The sequence below is a fragment of the Streptomyces cupreus genome, from assembly GCF_014257025.1.
GTDB lineage: Bacteria > Actinomycetota > Actinomycetes > Streptomycetales > Streptomycetaceae > Streptomyces > Streptomyces cupreus.
In genome coordinates this window covers 35,293-48,284 of sequence record NZ_JACMSF010000060.1, presented here as the reverse complement: position 1 = coordinate 48,284, position 12,992 = coordinate 35,293, and the positions used below count along the sequence as shown (strand labels likewise).

The following is a 12,992-nucleotide window of genomic DNA, read 5'->3' as shown; positions in this document are numbered from 1 at the left end:
CCCACAGCGTCGACCTTACGACCAGCAAACCCGACATATGACACCGGGTGCGGCCGCCGGGGCGTCTTTGACGCAACCCTGACGGACCGCACCCGGCGGCGGGGTCCCCGGCTCAGGAGGGGTGTGCCGCAGCTGCGCAGCGGAAAGGGCCGCACCCCGAGGGGTACGACCCTGTGCCACCTGTCTGTCTATCGGACCTCGGTGATCTCCGGACCACGCTGCAACTGCCCCATGCCGCCGGAGAACCGGGATCCGGCCTCCTCTTGCTGGACCCCCTCGGGGACCATCTGGGCGTCGTTCGGCAGCTTCAGGACGATCGGGTCGCGGGGCGCCATCGGGCCCTCGCCGCGGACCACGACCGTGTCCCGGAAGATCTGCTCCAGCAGCCCGGCCGCCTGCGGCTGCACCGCGCCCTGGCCCGAGATCACTCCGCGCAGGAACCAGCGCGGACCGTCCACACCGACGAACCGCACGACCTGGAAGCCGCCCGTGCCGTCCGGCAGTTGGACCGGGACCTGCGCCCGCAGCTCCCAGCCGAGGGGACCCTCGACCTCGTCGATGATGCCGCCCTGCTGGGTGATGCCGGCGCCGATCTCCTCGCGCACCTCGCCCCAGATGCCCTCCCGCTTGGGAGCGGCGAAGGCCTGGAGTTGGATGGCGCTGTCGCGCAGGACGACGGTCGCCGCGACGATCGCGTCGCCCGCGACCTCGACCCGCAGTTCCATGCCCTCGACTCCGGGCACGAAGAGCCCGCCCAGGTCGACCCGGCCCTCGCCGGGCTCGCGCACCTCGGTGCTGTCCCACGGACCGTCGGGCCGCGGCTCCGGCTCCAGACGCACGCGCTCGCGCGTGCCCTCGTCGTCCGCCTCGGTGTCGACGCCGTCGACGACCTGCTCGGGCTCGCCGGCCGCGTCCTCGGCGGCACCCTTCTTCTTGCGACGTCCGAACACGTCACTGTCCTTCCCGGTCGGATACGACCGAAGCGTATCTAGTCCCACCCGTCGTGCCGCCGTCGGCGGCCTGACCGCTTGTGCCGCGCCCGCCGTCCACGGCTGCGTGCCCACCGGTGGACCCGAAGCCCCCCTCGGCCCGCGCCGAGTCGGGAAGCTCCGCGACCTCCTGGAAGCGGACCCTCTCGACCTGCTGGACGACCAGTTGGGCAATCCGGTCGAAGCGCTCGAACCGCACGGACTCGCGCGGGTCGAGATTCACCACGATCACCTTGATCTCCCCACGGTACCCGGCATCAACCGTCCCCGGGGCATTCACGAGGGCGACACCGCAGCGGGCGGCCAGTCCGGAACGTGGGTGCACGAAGGCCGCGTACCCCTCGGGGAGCGCCACAGACACCCCCGTCGGCAGCACCGCGCGCTCCCCCGGCTTCAGTTCACAGGCCTCGGTGGTGCGCAGATCCGCGCCCGCGTCGCCGGGATGCGCGTACGACGGAAGCGGTACGTCCGGGTCGACGCGGCGGAGCAGCACGTTCAGAGGGTCACGGCTCACGGGTTCACCTCGAAGGCGCGGGCACGCCGCACCTGGTCCGGGTCGCTCATGGCGGCCTGGATCTCCTCCTGGCGGCCGTTGTCGATGAAGTGGTCGACCTTGACCTCGATGAAGAGCGCGTCGGCGCGGACGGCGACCGGTCCCTCGGGGCCGCCGACGCGTCCGGTGGCGGTGGAGTAGATCTTCCGCCCGGCCACCGCGGTCACCTCGGCCTGAAGATGCAGCACGGTGCCGACCGGTACCGGCCGCCGGAAGTCGGTCTCCAGACGTCCGGTCACGGCGATGGTCCGCAGCAGCCAGTTCAGCGAGCCCAGGGTCTCGTCGAGGGCGGTCGCGAGGATGCCGCCGTGCGCGAGGCCCGGCGCGCCCTGGTGTTCGCGGCGCACGGTGAACTCGGCGGTGAGGGAGACCCCTTCGCCCGCCCGCGCCTGGAGGTGCAGCCCGTGCGGCTGCTCACCGCCACAGCCGAAACACTGTCCGTAGTGCGCGCCGAGAAGCTCACCGGGCTCGGGAGCATCAGGATGTCGCACCGGTTTCACGGCGTCGGCCGGGGGTTGAAGGCTTGCGGATGTACCACTCACAGCCGCAGACCTTACCCGCGCGTCGGCGCCTTCCGGACACCGTGCCAAGCTTGGATCCATGCAGCTCTCCGCCACCCCGTACGAAGAACGCCTCACCGCCCCCCGCTCGTGGTGGCTGATGTCGGTGCTGGTCGGCTTCTCCCTGGCGCTGATCGCCCTCCCGTTCGGCACCCTGCCGATGCTCGGCGCGCTGGCCGGCGGCACGGCCGCGGCGGCCGTGGTGGCCAGCTCGTACGGCTCGGTGCGGATCCGGGTGGTGGGCGGCTCGCTGATCGCGGGCGAGGCGAAGATCCCGGTCACCGCGCTGGGCGAGGCGGAGGTCCTGGAGCGCGAGGAGGCCCGGGCCTGGCGCACGTACAAGGCCGACACCCGCGCCTTCCTGCTGCTGCGGGCCTACATCCCGACGGCGCTGCGCGTGGAGGTCACCGACCCCGAGGACCCGACGCCGTACCTGTACCTGTCGACGCGGGAGCCGGAGGCTCTGGCGGAGGCCATCAAGGCGGCCAAGGCGGACAGGCACAGGTGACCGGCGGGTCCCCGGCAAGGGGACCCGGAGCGCGGCACCTCAGCTTCCGGACCTGCCGCGTCCGAGGCGCTTGCGGCCGACTTCCTTGGTGACGTCCCCGATCGTCAGCGGATCGGCCGGCGCCTCCAGCGGCGGAAGGTCCGCCAGCGCGTCCCAGGGCACCTGGATCCTGCGCAGGTCCGCGCGGATCCGGTCGGCCAGCTTCTTGGTGTCCCGGCGGTTCATCAGCGCACCCACGGCCGCGCCCACCATGAACGGCATCAGGTTCGGCAGATTGCGCACCATCCGCTTCATGATCTGCTGACGCAGCTGGTGCTTCATATGGGTGTTCAGCGCGGAACTCACCGTCGACGGCTTGGTCACGTCGATGCCGCGCTCCCCCGACCAGGAGTCCAGGTACGCGGTGGAGCGCTGTTTCAGGTTCCCCGGCGGTCGTACGCCGTAGACCTCGTGGAGTTCGGCGATCAGCTTCAGCTCGATCGCGGCGACTCCGGTGATCTCCGCGGCCAGCTCGGTCGGCATGGCCGGCGGCACGGGCAGCATGGCGGCCGCGCCGACGCCGGCACCGACCGTCGATGTCGCGGTCCTCGCACCCGCCACGAGCTTGTCGGCGAGCTGTTCGGGGCCGAGCCCCGGGAACTGTCTGCGCAGGGTCGCGAGGTCCCGTACGGGCACCCGCGGGGCGTTCTCGATGATCCGGTCGGTGAGGTAGGCGAGGCCCGCCTTGGCGCGGCTGCCGCCCTTGCGGACGCCTTCCCAGGCCTTCTCCCGGATCACCGCCGCCCGTCGACGCGCGGCGGGCACCCGAGGCTGAGCCGGCGCCGGCAGATCGCCAGGGCCGGCCGCCGGTTCGAGCGAGGCCGATCCATCGGTGGATGAGCCTCGCCCGTCGTCACGCGCGCCGAAGGGGCCGCCGGGCGGCCCTTGGTCCGCTTCCCGCACGTGGAAGCGGCGCTTCCAGGGAGGGGTCGAGCCAGTCACGGCCGACCCTTCCTCAGTCGCAGTCGCGGCAGATCGGCTGACCGTTCTTCTCCCGGGCCAGCTGGCTGCGGTGGTGCACCAGGAAGCAGCTCATGCAGGTGAACTCGTCCTGCTGCTTGGGCAGCACCCGGACGGCCAGCTCCTCGTTCGAGAGGTCCGCGCCGGGCAGCTCAAGGCCTTCCGCGGCCTCGAACTCGTCGACATCCACCGAGGAGGTCGACTTGTCGTTCCGCCGGGCCTTGAGCTCTTCAAGGCTGTCCGAGTCGACGTCGTCGTCGGTCTTGCGTGGGGTGTCGTAATCCGTTGCCATGTCGCTCTCCCCCTCTGGGTGTCTGCGGTGTCTCCAGCGCACGTAACGCGTGAGAGGCCGGACTTGTGCCCGACCCGAGGCGGAGATTTTGCCTCACATCAAGGTCTGTTACTCAATCGACACCCAACCGGACTCCTCAAGAGTGATCGGCTTGGATGGCGAACGGGACCGTACACGGTCCTAATGCCGCACTTCAAAGGCGTCTCACCGTGTACTTCCCGTGATCAGGACCCCCGAAAACCCGGATTTTCCCGGCTTTCCGACAGGTCGCATGATCACGGAGAGTAGATGGCCGGAAATTCGCCCTTGTGATCGATCACACACGGTACCCCCGACTTCGCGCCCTGAAAATTCCGCGCAAAGCGAACATCCCCATGTCGCCTCATCGATCTCAGACGGGCAGGGCGACTCTCATCACCAGCCCGCCGCCCTCGCGCGACTGCGCCGCGATGTGCCCGCCGTGCGCCCGGGCCACGGACCGCGCGATGGACAGACCGAGTCCGACGCCCTTGTCACTGCCCGTGCGCTCGGTGCGCAGCCGCCGGAACGGCTCGAAGAGATTGTCGATCTCGTACGCGGGGACGACGGGCCCCGTGTTCGACACGACGAGCACCGCCTGGCCGTGCTGGAGCTCGGTGGTGACCTCGACCCAGCCGCCCTCGGGGATGTTGTACCGCACGGCGTTCTGCACGAGGTTCAGGGCGATCCGCTCCAGCAGGACGCCGTTGCCCTGGACCACCGCGGGATCGCGCTTGCCACGGATCTCCACGCCCTTGGCCTCCGCCTCGCCGTGCACCTGGTCGACTGCCTGCTCGGCCACCTCGGCGAGGTCGACGGGCTTGCGCTCGACGATCTGGTTGTCGCTGCGGGCGAGCAGCAGCAGGCCCTCCACGAGCTGCTCGCTGCGCTCGTTCGTCGCCAGCAGCGTCTTGCCGAGCTGCTGGAGCTCCACCGGCGCGTTCGGGTCGGACAGATGGACTTCCAAGAGCGTGCGGTTGATCGCGAGCGGTGTGCGCAGCTCGTGCGAGGCGTTGCCGACGAAGCGCTGCTGGGCGGTGAACGCCCGCTGGAGGCGCTCCAGCATGTCGTCGAAGGTGTCCGCCAGCTCCTTCAGCTCGTCGTCCGGGCCGTCCAGCTCGATCCGCCGGGACAGGTCGGAGCCGGCCACCGCGCGGGCGGTGCGGGTGATCCGGCCGAGCGGCGACAGGACGCGGCCCGCCATGGCGTAGCCGAAGGCGAAGGCGATGACGGCGAGGCCGAGCAGGGCCAGCAGGGAGCGGCTGAGCAGAGTGTCCAGGGCGTGCTGGCGCTGTTCGTTCACGCACTCGTTGAGCGCGTGGTTCAGCTCGTCCGCGGGCAACTGGCTGGAGCGCAGCGTGCACGTCTCGCTGGCCACCTGGCCGGAGACGATCTTGAAGGGCAGATCGCTGCCGACGTTCATCGCGCTCGCGGCGAGCAGATAGATGATCGACAGCAGCAGGATGCCGGCGATCAGGAACATGCCGCCGTAGAGCAGGGTGAGCCGTATGCGGATCGTCGGGCGCAGCCAGGGGAGGGGCTGCACCGGCCTTCTCGGGTCCCAGGTCGGCTTGGGCGGCGCCTGGGGCGGTGCGGGGGTCGCTGCCATGGGGAACTCAGATCCGGTAGCCGGAGCCGGGGACGGTGACGATGACGGGGGGCTCGCCCAGCTTGCGGCGCAGCGTCATGACGGTGACGCGGACGACGTTGGTGAACGGGTCGGTGTTCTCGTCCCAGGCCTTCTCCAGCAGCTGCTCCGCGGAGACGACCGCGCCCTCGCTGCGCATCAGCACCTCAAGGACGGCGAACTCCTTGGGCGCGAGCTGGACCTCCTTGCCGTCGCGGAAGACCTCGCGGCGGTTGGGGTCGAGCTTGATCCCGGCGCGCTCCAGGACGGGCGGCAGCGGCAGGCTGGTGCGGCGGCCGAGGGCACGCACGCGTGCCGTGAGCTCGCTGAACGCGAAGGGCTTGGGGAGATAGTCGTCGGCGCCGATCTCCAGGCCCTCGACACGGTCGCTGACGTCACCGGAGGCCGTGAGCATCAGCACGCGGGTGGGCATGCCGAGCTCGACGATCTTGCGGCAGACGTCGTCGCCGTGCACGAGCGGGAGGTCGCGGTCGAGGACGACCACGTCGTAGTCGTTGACGCCGATGCGCTCCAGGGCGGCCGCACCGTCGTACACGACGTCGACGGCCATGGCCTCCCGGCGCAGTCCGGTGGCCACCGCATCGGCGAGCAGTTGCTCGTCCTCGACGACGAGTACGCGCACGTCGCTGTTCCTTCCTCTGTCCACCCGCGTAGCGCCGCTCCGGGCGCGCGGGCAGGGGTCTGCTGGGGTGTGTTGGCCTCCATCCTGCCCTTTTCGGCCATAAGTCGGCGGTAAGACGGGTGAGTGACGGATGAGGGACGGGTGTGAGGACCCGGGAATGCGAGATTTTCTTGGTGGGTTGAGGTTTCCGTGATTGAGAGCGGGGGGAGGACGGCTTTACACCCCGCGATCACGCTCCGCTTCTGCCACACCACCATGCGGTACGGAGCAGTCCGCTTTCCGCAGAGCGGTCGTGGATGTCCGGCACCGTCGCCGCCCGGCAGGGGCAGCACGCCGGGCACCCACAGGAGACGTGATCGCCCCTTCCGAACGGCACACCCCCGTGCCACCGACCCACGACCCAGGACGAGGGGGCACAGCATGGACGCATTCACCGCAGGGCTTCTGCAGCGCATAAGGGCGACCGAGTCCGACCTGACGCGGGCTCGTGACGAGGGCGACGAGTTCCTCGTCGAAGTGGAGCAGGGCGAACTCGACGACCTGCGCCGCCTCGCCGCCGAGCACGGTGTGGAAGTCGGCGCGTCCAGCGTCTGACCAGCACTTACGCACTACAGTGGGCCCCCGGCGAATCCAGCGCCGGGGGCCCGCTCTGTGCCCGGCCTGTCGCGCCGGGCTGCCCGCTCAGTCGTGCCAGGCGCCGAATTCCTCCAGCAGGCGCTGGAGGGGCTCGAAGACGCCCGGGGTGGCCGCGACCGCAAGGTGGGCCGCGGGGCGCTCTCCGGGGCGTCCACCGGTCAGGGCGCCCGCTTCCCGGGCGATCAGGTCGCCGGCCGCGAGGTCCCAGGGGTGCAGGCCTCGCTCGTAGTAGCCGTCCAGCCGGCCCGCGGCCACGTCGCACAGGTCGACCGCGGCCGAGCCGGAGCGCCGGATGTCCCGCAGCAGCGGGATCAGTCTGTGGGCGACCTCGGCCTGGTGGACCCGGACCCCGGTCACATAGTTGAAGCCCGTGGAGACCAGCGCCTGCTCCAGGGGCGGCGCCGGGCGGCAGGCCAGTGCGCGCTCGCCCTCCCAGGCACCCGTGGCCCAGGAGCCGGCGCCTCGTACCGCGTGGTACGTCTCGCCGCGCATCGGGGCCGCGACGACGCCGACGACGGTCTCGCCGTCCTGCTCGGCGGCGATGGAGACGGCCCAAGTCGGCAGTCCGTACAGGTAGTTGACCGTGCCGTCGAGCGGGTCTATCACCCAGCGGACCCCGCTGGTGCCCTCGGTGGAGGCGCCCTCCTCGCCGAGGAAGCCGTCGTCCGGGCGCTGTTCTGAGATCAGGTCGGTGATCAGCTTCTCGGCGGCGATGTCCATCTCGGTCACCACGTCGATCGGGCTCGACTTGGTCTTCGCCACCGCGAGATCGGCCGGGCGTCCGTCGCGCAGCAGGTCGCCCGCGCGGCGCGCGGCCTCCTGGGCGAGACGGAGCAGGTCCGAGTGCAGGGGGTCGGTCACGGGGCTCCTCAGGCGTAGGGGCTGTCGGCGCCCGCGGCGGCGGGCCGGGGGGCGCGGGCCGGGCAGCAGCCGACCGGGCAGAGGTTGTGGCTCGCGCCGAGCGCGCCCAGGGCGCACGGCGTGACGGCCCGTCCGCTCTCGGCGGCGGCCCGCTCCAGGACGAGGTCACGGACGGCGGCGGCGAACCGAGGGTCGGCGCCGACGGTGGCCGAGCGGCGCACCGGCAGCCCCAGCTCCTCGGCCTTCGCCTCGGCCTCGGTGTCGAGGTCGTACAGGACCTCCATGTGGTCCGAGACGAAGCCGATGGGAGCCATCACCACGGCCGGGACACCGGCGCCGTGCCGCTCCTCCAGGTGGTCGCAGATGTCGGGCTCCAGCCACGGGATGTGCGGGGCGCCGGAGCGGGACTGGTAGACGAGCTGCCAGGGGTGGTCGACGCCGGTGCGCTCGCGGACGGCGTCGGCGATCAGCCGCGCCACGTCCAGGTGCTGCTCGACGTACGCCCCGCCGTCGCCGTGGTCCTCGACCGGACCCGAGGTGTCGGCGGCGGAGTTCGGGATGGAGTGGGTCGTGAACGCGATGTGGGCGCCGTCCCGGACCTCCTCGGGGAGGTCGGCCAGCGACCGCAGCACACCGTCGATCATGGGCTCCACGAAGCCCGGGTGGTTGAAGTAGTGCCGGAGCTTGTCGATCTTCGGCGGCTCCAGGCCCTCGGCCTCAAGCGCGGCGAGCGAGTCGGCGAGGTTCTCGCGGTACTGGCGGCAGCCCGAGTACGAGGCGTAGGCGCTGGTGGCGAGGACCAGGATGCGGCGGCGGCCGTCGCGCACCATCTCGCGCAGGGTGTCCGTCAGATACGGCGCCCAGTTGCGGTTGCCCCAGTAGACCGGCAGGTCCAGGCCGTGGTCGGCGAAGTCCTTGCGCAGGGCGTCGAGCAGTGCGCGGTTCTGGTCGTTGATGGGGCTGACCCCGCCGAACAGGAAGTAGTGCTGTCCGACTTCCTTCAGCCGTTCCTTGGGGATGCCGCGCCCTCGCGTCACGTTCTCCAGGAACGGAACCACGTCGTCCGGGCCCTCGGGGCCACCGAAGGAGAGCAGGAGGAGGGCGTCGTAAGGGCTGGCATCGAGCACGTCTGGCATGCGTCCGATCCTGCCACCCGGCGCTGACAGCCGGGAAACGGCGGGGTGTCGACCTGGGTGCGCGACCGGCCGGTCGGGTGCGTTAGGGTCACCTAACTCGTAAGCTGTATCGGCCATGTACACGCCTTACGCGGTGCCTCGCGCGCCGCCATCCCGCGACCGGAGATCCCGTGCCCAGCCCCTACCGCGCCCTGTTCGCCGCCCCCGGCTCCAAGGGCTTCTCCGCCGCGGGCTTCCTCGGCCGGATGCCCCTGTCGATGATGGGGATCGGTGTGGTGACGATGGTGTCCCAGCTGACCGGGCGGTACGGCCTGGCCGGCGCCCTGTCGGCCACCATCGCGCTCGCCGCCGCGGTGGCCGGGCCGCAGGTCTCGCGTCTTGTGGACCAGTACGGCCAGCGGCGCGTGCTGCGTCCGGCGACGCTCGCCTCACTCGCCGCCGCGGCCGGGCTGCTGTTCGCCGCGCACTACGGCTGGCCGGACTGGACGCTCTTCGTGTTCTGCGCCGGCATCGGGTGTGTGCCGAGCGTCGGCGCGATGATCCGGGCCCGCTGGGCGGCCCTGTACCGGGGCACCCCGCAGCTGCACACCGCGTACTCCTTCGAGTCCGTGGTGGACGAGGTCTGCTTCATCTTCGGGCCGATCATCTCCATCGGTCTGTCCACGGCCTGGTTCCCGGAGGCGGGCCCGCTGCTCGCCGCCTGCTTCCTCGCGGTCGGCGTCTTCTGGCTCACCGCCCAACGTGCCACCGAGCCCGAGCCGCACCCGCGCGAGCGGCACGAGAGGCGCGGCGGCAGCGCCCTGCGCTCCCCCGGCCTCCAGGTCCTGGTGGCCACCTTCGTGGCGACGGGAGCGATCTTCGGGGCCGTCGACGTGGTCACCGTGGCCTTCGCCGAGGAGCAGGGCCACAAGGGCGCCGCGAGCGTCGTCCTCGCCCTGTACGCGGCCGGTTCCTGTGTGGCGGGCGCCGTGTTCGGGCTGCTGCATCTCAAGGGGGCGCCCGAACCTCGCTGGCTGCTGGGCATATGTGCGATGGCCGTGAGTATGATCCCCCTCCTACTGGTCGGAAACTTGCCGTTTCTGGCCGTGGCGCTGTTCCTTGCGGGGCTCTGCATCGCTCCCACGATGATCACGACGATGTCCCTCATCGAACAGCACGTACCACGCGCGCAACTGACCGAGGGCATGACCTGGGTGAGCACCGGGCTCGCGGTCGGGGTCGCGCTCGGCTCCTCCGTGGCCGGCTGGGTGATCGACGCGGCCGGTGCGCGGGCCGGGTACGGGGTTCCGGCGGTCTCCGGAGCCGTCGCGGTCGCGGTCGGTTTCCTCGGGTACCGCCGGCTCAGCAGACCGGCGCCGGGTCGGGGAGGCACCGTTGAGCAGCACAGCGAGCGGGAAGAACGGCACGTGGCGTAACTGGGGCGGGAACGTCTCCGCCCGCCCCGCGCGGGAGGTCACGCCCGCCTCGGTGGAGGAACTGGCGGATGCCGTGCGCAAGGCCGCCGAGGACGGTCTGAAGGTGAAGGCCGTCGGGACCGGCCACTCCTTCACGTCGATCGCGGCCACCGACGGTGTGTTGATCCGCCCTCAACTGTTGACCGGCATCCGCAACATCGACCGGAACGCCATGACCGTCACGGTGGAGGCCGGTACCCCGCTCAAGAGGCTCAACATGGCCCTGGCCCGCGAGGGTCTGTCGCTGACCAACATGGGCGACATCATGGAGCAGACGGTCTCCGGGGCCACCAGCACCGGCACCCACGGCACGGGCCGGGATTCGGGCTCGATCGCCGCCCAGATCAAGGGACTTGAGCTGGTGACCGCCGACGGGTCGGTCCTCGCCTGCTCCGAGAAGGAGAATCCGGAGGTCTTCGCCGCCGCCCGGACAGGCCTCGGCGCGCTCGGCATCGTCACCGCGATCACCTTCGCCGTGGAACCGCTCTTCCTGCTGACGGCCCGCGAGGAGCCGATGACCTTCGACCGGGTCACCCGCGACTTCGACGAACTGTGGGCCGAAAACGAGCACTTCGAGTTCTACTGGTTCCCGCACACCGGCAACACCAACACCAAGCGCAACAACCGCAGCGCGGGCCCGGAGCGTCCGGTGGGACAGCTCAAGGCCTGGTTCGAGGACGAGTTCCTCTCCAACGGCGTCTTCCAGGCCGCGCAGTGGGTAGGCCGCGCGGTGCCGGCCACGATCCCGGCCATCGCCCAGATCTCCAGCAGGGCGCTGTCCGCGCGGACGTACACGGACATTCCCTACAAGGTCTTCACATCACCGCGCCGGGTGCGCTTCGTGGAGATGGAGTACGCCGTCCCGCGCGCGGCAGCCGTCGAGACGCTGCGCGAACTGAAGGCGATGGTCGACCGCTCGGACCTCAAGGTCAGCTTCCCCGTGGAGGTGCGCACCGCCCCGGCCGACGACATCACCCTGTCCACCGCGTCGGGCCGGGACAGCGCGTACATCGCCGTCCACATGGCCAAGGGGACGCCGTATCAGCGGTACTTCACCGCCGCCGAGCGCATCTTCACGGCCCACGAGGGCCGGCCGCACTGGGGCAAGGTGCACACGCGGGACGCCGACTACTTCGCCGGCGTCTACCCGCGCTTCGGCGAGTTCACGGCGCTGCGGGATCGCCTTGACCCTGACCGGCTGTTCCAGAACGACTACTTGCGGCGGGTGTTGGGGGCGTAGCCGACGCGCCGTGGCCGAGGCCGCGTGCAGGGGGATCCATTAGTTCCGTTTCTGCGGATTGGGTGAAGTACGCCACGTTCAAGATCCCAGAACCACTCAACCGACGGCCGAGTCAGGCTTCTTGCCAGAAGTTGGGCGGCGTGCCAATCCACGCACGTGGCCCAAATGGAGTACTGTTGCGAGCCCTGGGTCCGGTCTCCCGCCAGGACGTCCGTGGCCTTCAAGGACCGCCGGGAGGGGGCTAGTTGCACAGGGTGACGGAGTTGGTCACTTAGCGTTGCGAATAGGTAACCGTGCCATAACGGCGATCCAGGGCCCGCGCCCGACACGCCGGGCAACTCGGCAAGGTTGTGGCAGGCTGCACCCGGGCAGGCCACACTCGACTAGCGGAAGCAGCGACGCACGTGACGTCGGCAGGCACCACCCGGGAGGTCCCCATGCCCGAACTGCGTGTCGTGGCCGTCTCCAATGACGGCACACGGCTGGTGCTGAAGGCTGCCGACGCAACGGAGTACACGCTTCCGATCGACGAACGGCTCCGCGCCGCCGTACGCGGCGACCGCCCCCGCCTCGGCCAGATCGAGATCGAGGTGGAGAGCCATCTCCGCCCCCGCGACATCCAGGCGCGTATACGCGCGGGTGCCACGGCGGAGGAAGTCGCGCAGATGGCGGGCATTCCGGTCGACCGCGTCCGTCGCTTCGAGGGCCCCGTGCTGGCCGAGCGTGCCTTCATGGCCGAGCGGGCCCGCAAGACCCCGGTCCGCCGCCCCGGCGAGAACGCCGGTCCCCAGCTCGGCGAGGCCGTCCAGGAGCGGCTGCTGCTGCGCGGCGCCGAGAAGGACACCGTGCAGTGGGACTCCTGGCGCCGCGACGACGGCACCTGGGAGGTGCTGCTGGTCTACCGGGTCGCGGGCGAACCGCACTCGGCGAGCTGGACGTACGACCCGCCCCGGCGGCTCGTCCAGGCCGTCGACGACGAGGCCCGCTCGCTGATCGGCGAGTCCGACGACCTCGCCGCGCCGGAGCCCAGCTTTCCGTTCGTCCCGCGTATCGCCCGGCTGCCGCGCGACCGCCCGCTGGACCGTGCCCTGGATCGCGAGCGGCCCAGCCTGCCGGCGCCCGAGCCGGCCGAGGAGACCGCGAGCGAACGGGACTCGCTGACCAGTCTGTTGGAGGCCGTCCCGAGCTTCCGCGGCGACCTCGTCGTACCGGAACGGCCGTCGGAGACTCCTGCTCCGGAGGAGCCGCCCGCCGCCGAGCCCGCGGCGGAGGAACCCCCGGCGCCCGCGGCGTCGGCCGGTTCCGCCTACGCGGACGTCCTCATGCCCCGCTCCGTCGGCGCCCACCGGGACCGCCTCATCGGCGCGACCGACCGCCAGGCCGAGGCCGACGGCGTCCGCCCGGGCCGCCGCGCGGCGGTCCCGAGCTGGGACGAGATCGTCTTCGGCACCCGCCGCAAGAAGCAGGAGTAGTCGG

The 12,992-nt window shown here is 71.0% G+C and carries 14 protein-coding genes; 5 read left to right on the top strand and 9 right to left on the bottom strand.

The window, feature by feature from the left end; all coding sequences use genetic code 11:
- Positions 1 to 188 precede the first annotated feature (188 nt).
- From H4N64_RS36200 to H4N64_RS36190, 3 genes are read right to left on the bottom strand one after another with little or no spacing between them, the layout of a single operon-like run.
- On the bottom strand, positions 189 to 950 hold the full coding sequence (locus H4N64_RS36200) for a DUF3710 domain-containing protein (RefSeq protein ID WP_186286840.1): 762 nt from the start codon (positions 948 to 950) through the stop codon (positions 189 to 191).
- 1 nt (position 951) lies between these two features.
- Positions 952 to 1,503, bottom strand: a complete 552-nt coding sequence (gene dut / locus H4N64_RS36195; protein ID WP_186286839.1) for a dUTP diphosphatase — start codon at positions 1,501 to 1,503, stop codon at positions 952 to 954.
- The gene (locus H4N64_RS36190) at positions 1,500 to 2,084 is read right to left on the bottom strand and encodes a hotdog domain-containing protein (protein ID WP_186286838.1); all 585 of its coding nucleotides are present in this window, start codon (positions 2,082 to 2,084) and stop codon (positions 1,500 to 1,502) included. Before H4N64_RS36190 ends, dut begins: the two co-directional genes overlap by 4 nt.
- A gap of 58 nt (positions 2,085 to 2,142) precedes the next feature.
- On the opposite strand from H4N64_RS36190, the gene H4N64_RS36185 reads away from it, so the two are divergent.
- Positions 2,143 to 2,610: a DUF3093 domain-containing protein gene (locus tag H4N64_RS36185; RefSeq protein ID WP_186286837.1), complete on the top strand. Its 468-nt coding sequence runs from the start codon at positions 2,143 to 2,145 to the stop codon at positions 2,608 to 2,610.
- A gap of 39 nt (positions 2,611 to 2,649) precedes the next feature.
- Here H4N64_RS36185 and H4N64_RS36180 read toward each other — a convergent pair whose 3' ends face one another.
- From H4N64_RS36180 to H4N64_RS36165, 4 genes are all read right to left on the bottom strand, one after another.
- A complete protein-coding gene (locus H4N64_RS36180; RefSeq protein WP_186286836.1) occupies positions 2,650 to 3,591 on the bottom strand; it encodes a hypothetical protein in 942 nt (313 codons plus the stop codon).
- A gap of 13 nt (positions 3,592 to 3,604) precedes the next feature.
- Positions 3,605 to 3,901: a DUF4193 domain-containing protein gene (locus tag H4N64_RS36175; RefSeq protein WP_003997302.1), complete on the bottom strand. Its 297-nt coding sequence runs from the start codon at positions 3,899 to 3,901 to the stop codon at positions 3,605 to 3,607.
- Between the two features lie 391 nt (positions 3,902 to 4,292).
- On the bottom strand, positions 4,293 to 5,528 hold the full coding sequence (locus H4N64_RS36170) for a sensor histidine kinase (protein WP_186286835.1): 1,236 nt from the start codon (positions 5,526 to 5,528) through the stop codon (positions 4,293 to 4,295).
- 7 nt (positions 5,529 to 5,535) lie between these two features.
- A complete protein-coding gene (locus tag H4N64_RS36165) occupies positions 5,536 to 6,189 on the bottom strand; it encodes a response regulator transcription factor (protein WP_003997304.1) in 654 nt (217 codons plus the stop codon).
- A 420-nt stretch (positions 6,190 to 6,609) separates the two neighbouring features.
- Here H4N64_RS36165 and H4N64_RS36160 point away from each other — a divergent pair, with 420 nt between their 5' ends.
- A complete protein-coding gene (locus tag H4N64_RS36160; protein WP_186286834.1) occupies positions 6,610 to 6,783 on the top strand; it encodes a hypothetical protein in 174 nt (57 codons plus the stop codon).
- Positions 6,784 to 6,870: 87 nt separating this feature from the next.
- On the opposite strand, the gene H4N64_RS36155 is transcribed toward H4N64_RS36160, so the two are convergent.
- Both H4N64_RS36155 and H4N64_RS36150 read right to left on the bottom strand, forming a co-directional pair.
- Complete coding sequence (locus H4N64_RS36155; protein WP_186286833.1) at positions 6,871 to 7,686, bottom strand: inositol monophosphatase family protein; 816 nt, start codon at positions 7,684 to 7,686, stop codon at positions 6,871 to 6,873.
- An 8-nt stretch (positions 7,687 to 7,694) separates the two neighbouring features.
- A complete protein-coding gene (locus H4N64_RS36150) occupies positions 7,695 to 8,822 on the bottom strand; it encodes a ferrochelatase (protein ID WP_186286832.1) in 1,128 nt (375 codons plus the stop codon).
- Positions 8,823 to 8,992: 170 nt separating this feature from the next.
- Between H4N64_RS36150 and H4N64_RS36145 the strand changes: the two genes are divergently transcribed.
- The 3 genes from H4N64_RS36145 to sepH all read left to right on the top strand — a co-directional run bounded on the left by H4N64_RS36145 (position 8,993) and on the right by sepH (position 12,988).
- Positions 8,993 to 10,237: an MFS transporter gene (locus H4N64_RS36145; protein WP_186286831.1), complete on the top strand. Its 1,245-nt coding sequence runs from the start codon at positions 8,993 to 8,995 to the stop codon at positions 10,235 to 10,237.
- A complete protein-coding gene (locus H4N64_RS36140) occupies positions 10,197 to 11,516 on the top strand; it encodes a D-arabinono-1,4-lactone oxidase (protein ID WP_186286830.1) in 1,320 nt (439 codons plus the stop codon). Before H4N64_RS36145 ends, H4N64_RS36140 begins: the two co-directional genes overlap by 41 nt.
- 437 nt (positions 11,517 to 11,953) lie before the next feature.
- Positions 11,954 to 12,988 carry a septation protein SepH gene (gene sepH, locus H4N64_RS36135; RefSeq protein WP_186286829.1) on the top strand — a complete coding sequence of 345 codons (1,035 nt, stop codon included), beginning with the start codon at positions 11,954 to 11,956 and terminating at the stop codon, positions 12,986 to 12,988.
- Positions 12,989 to 12,992 lie beyond the last annotated feature (4 nt).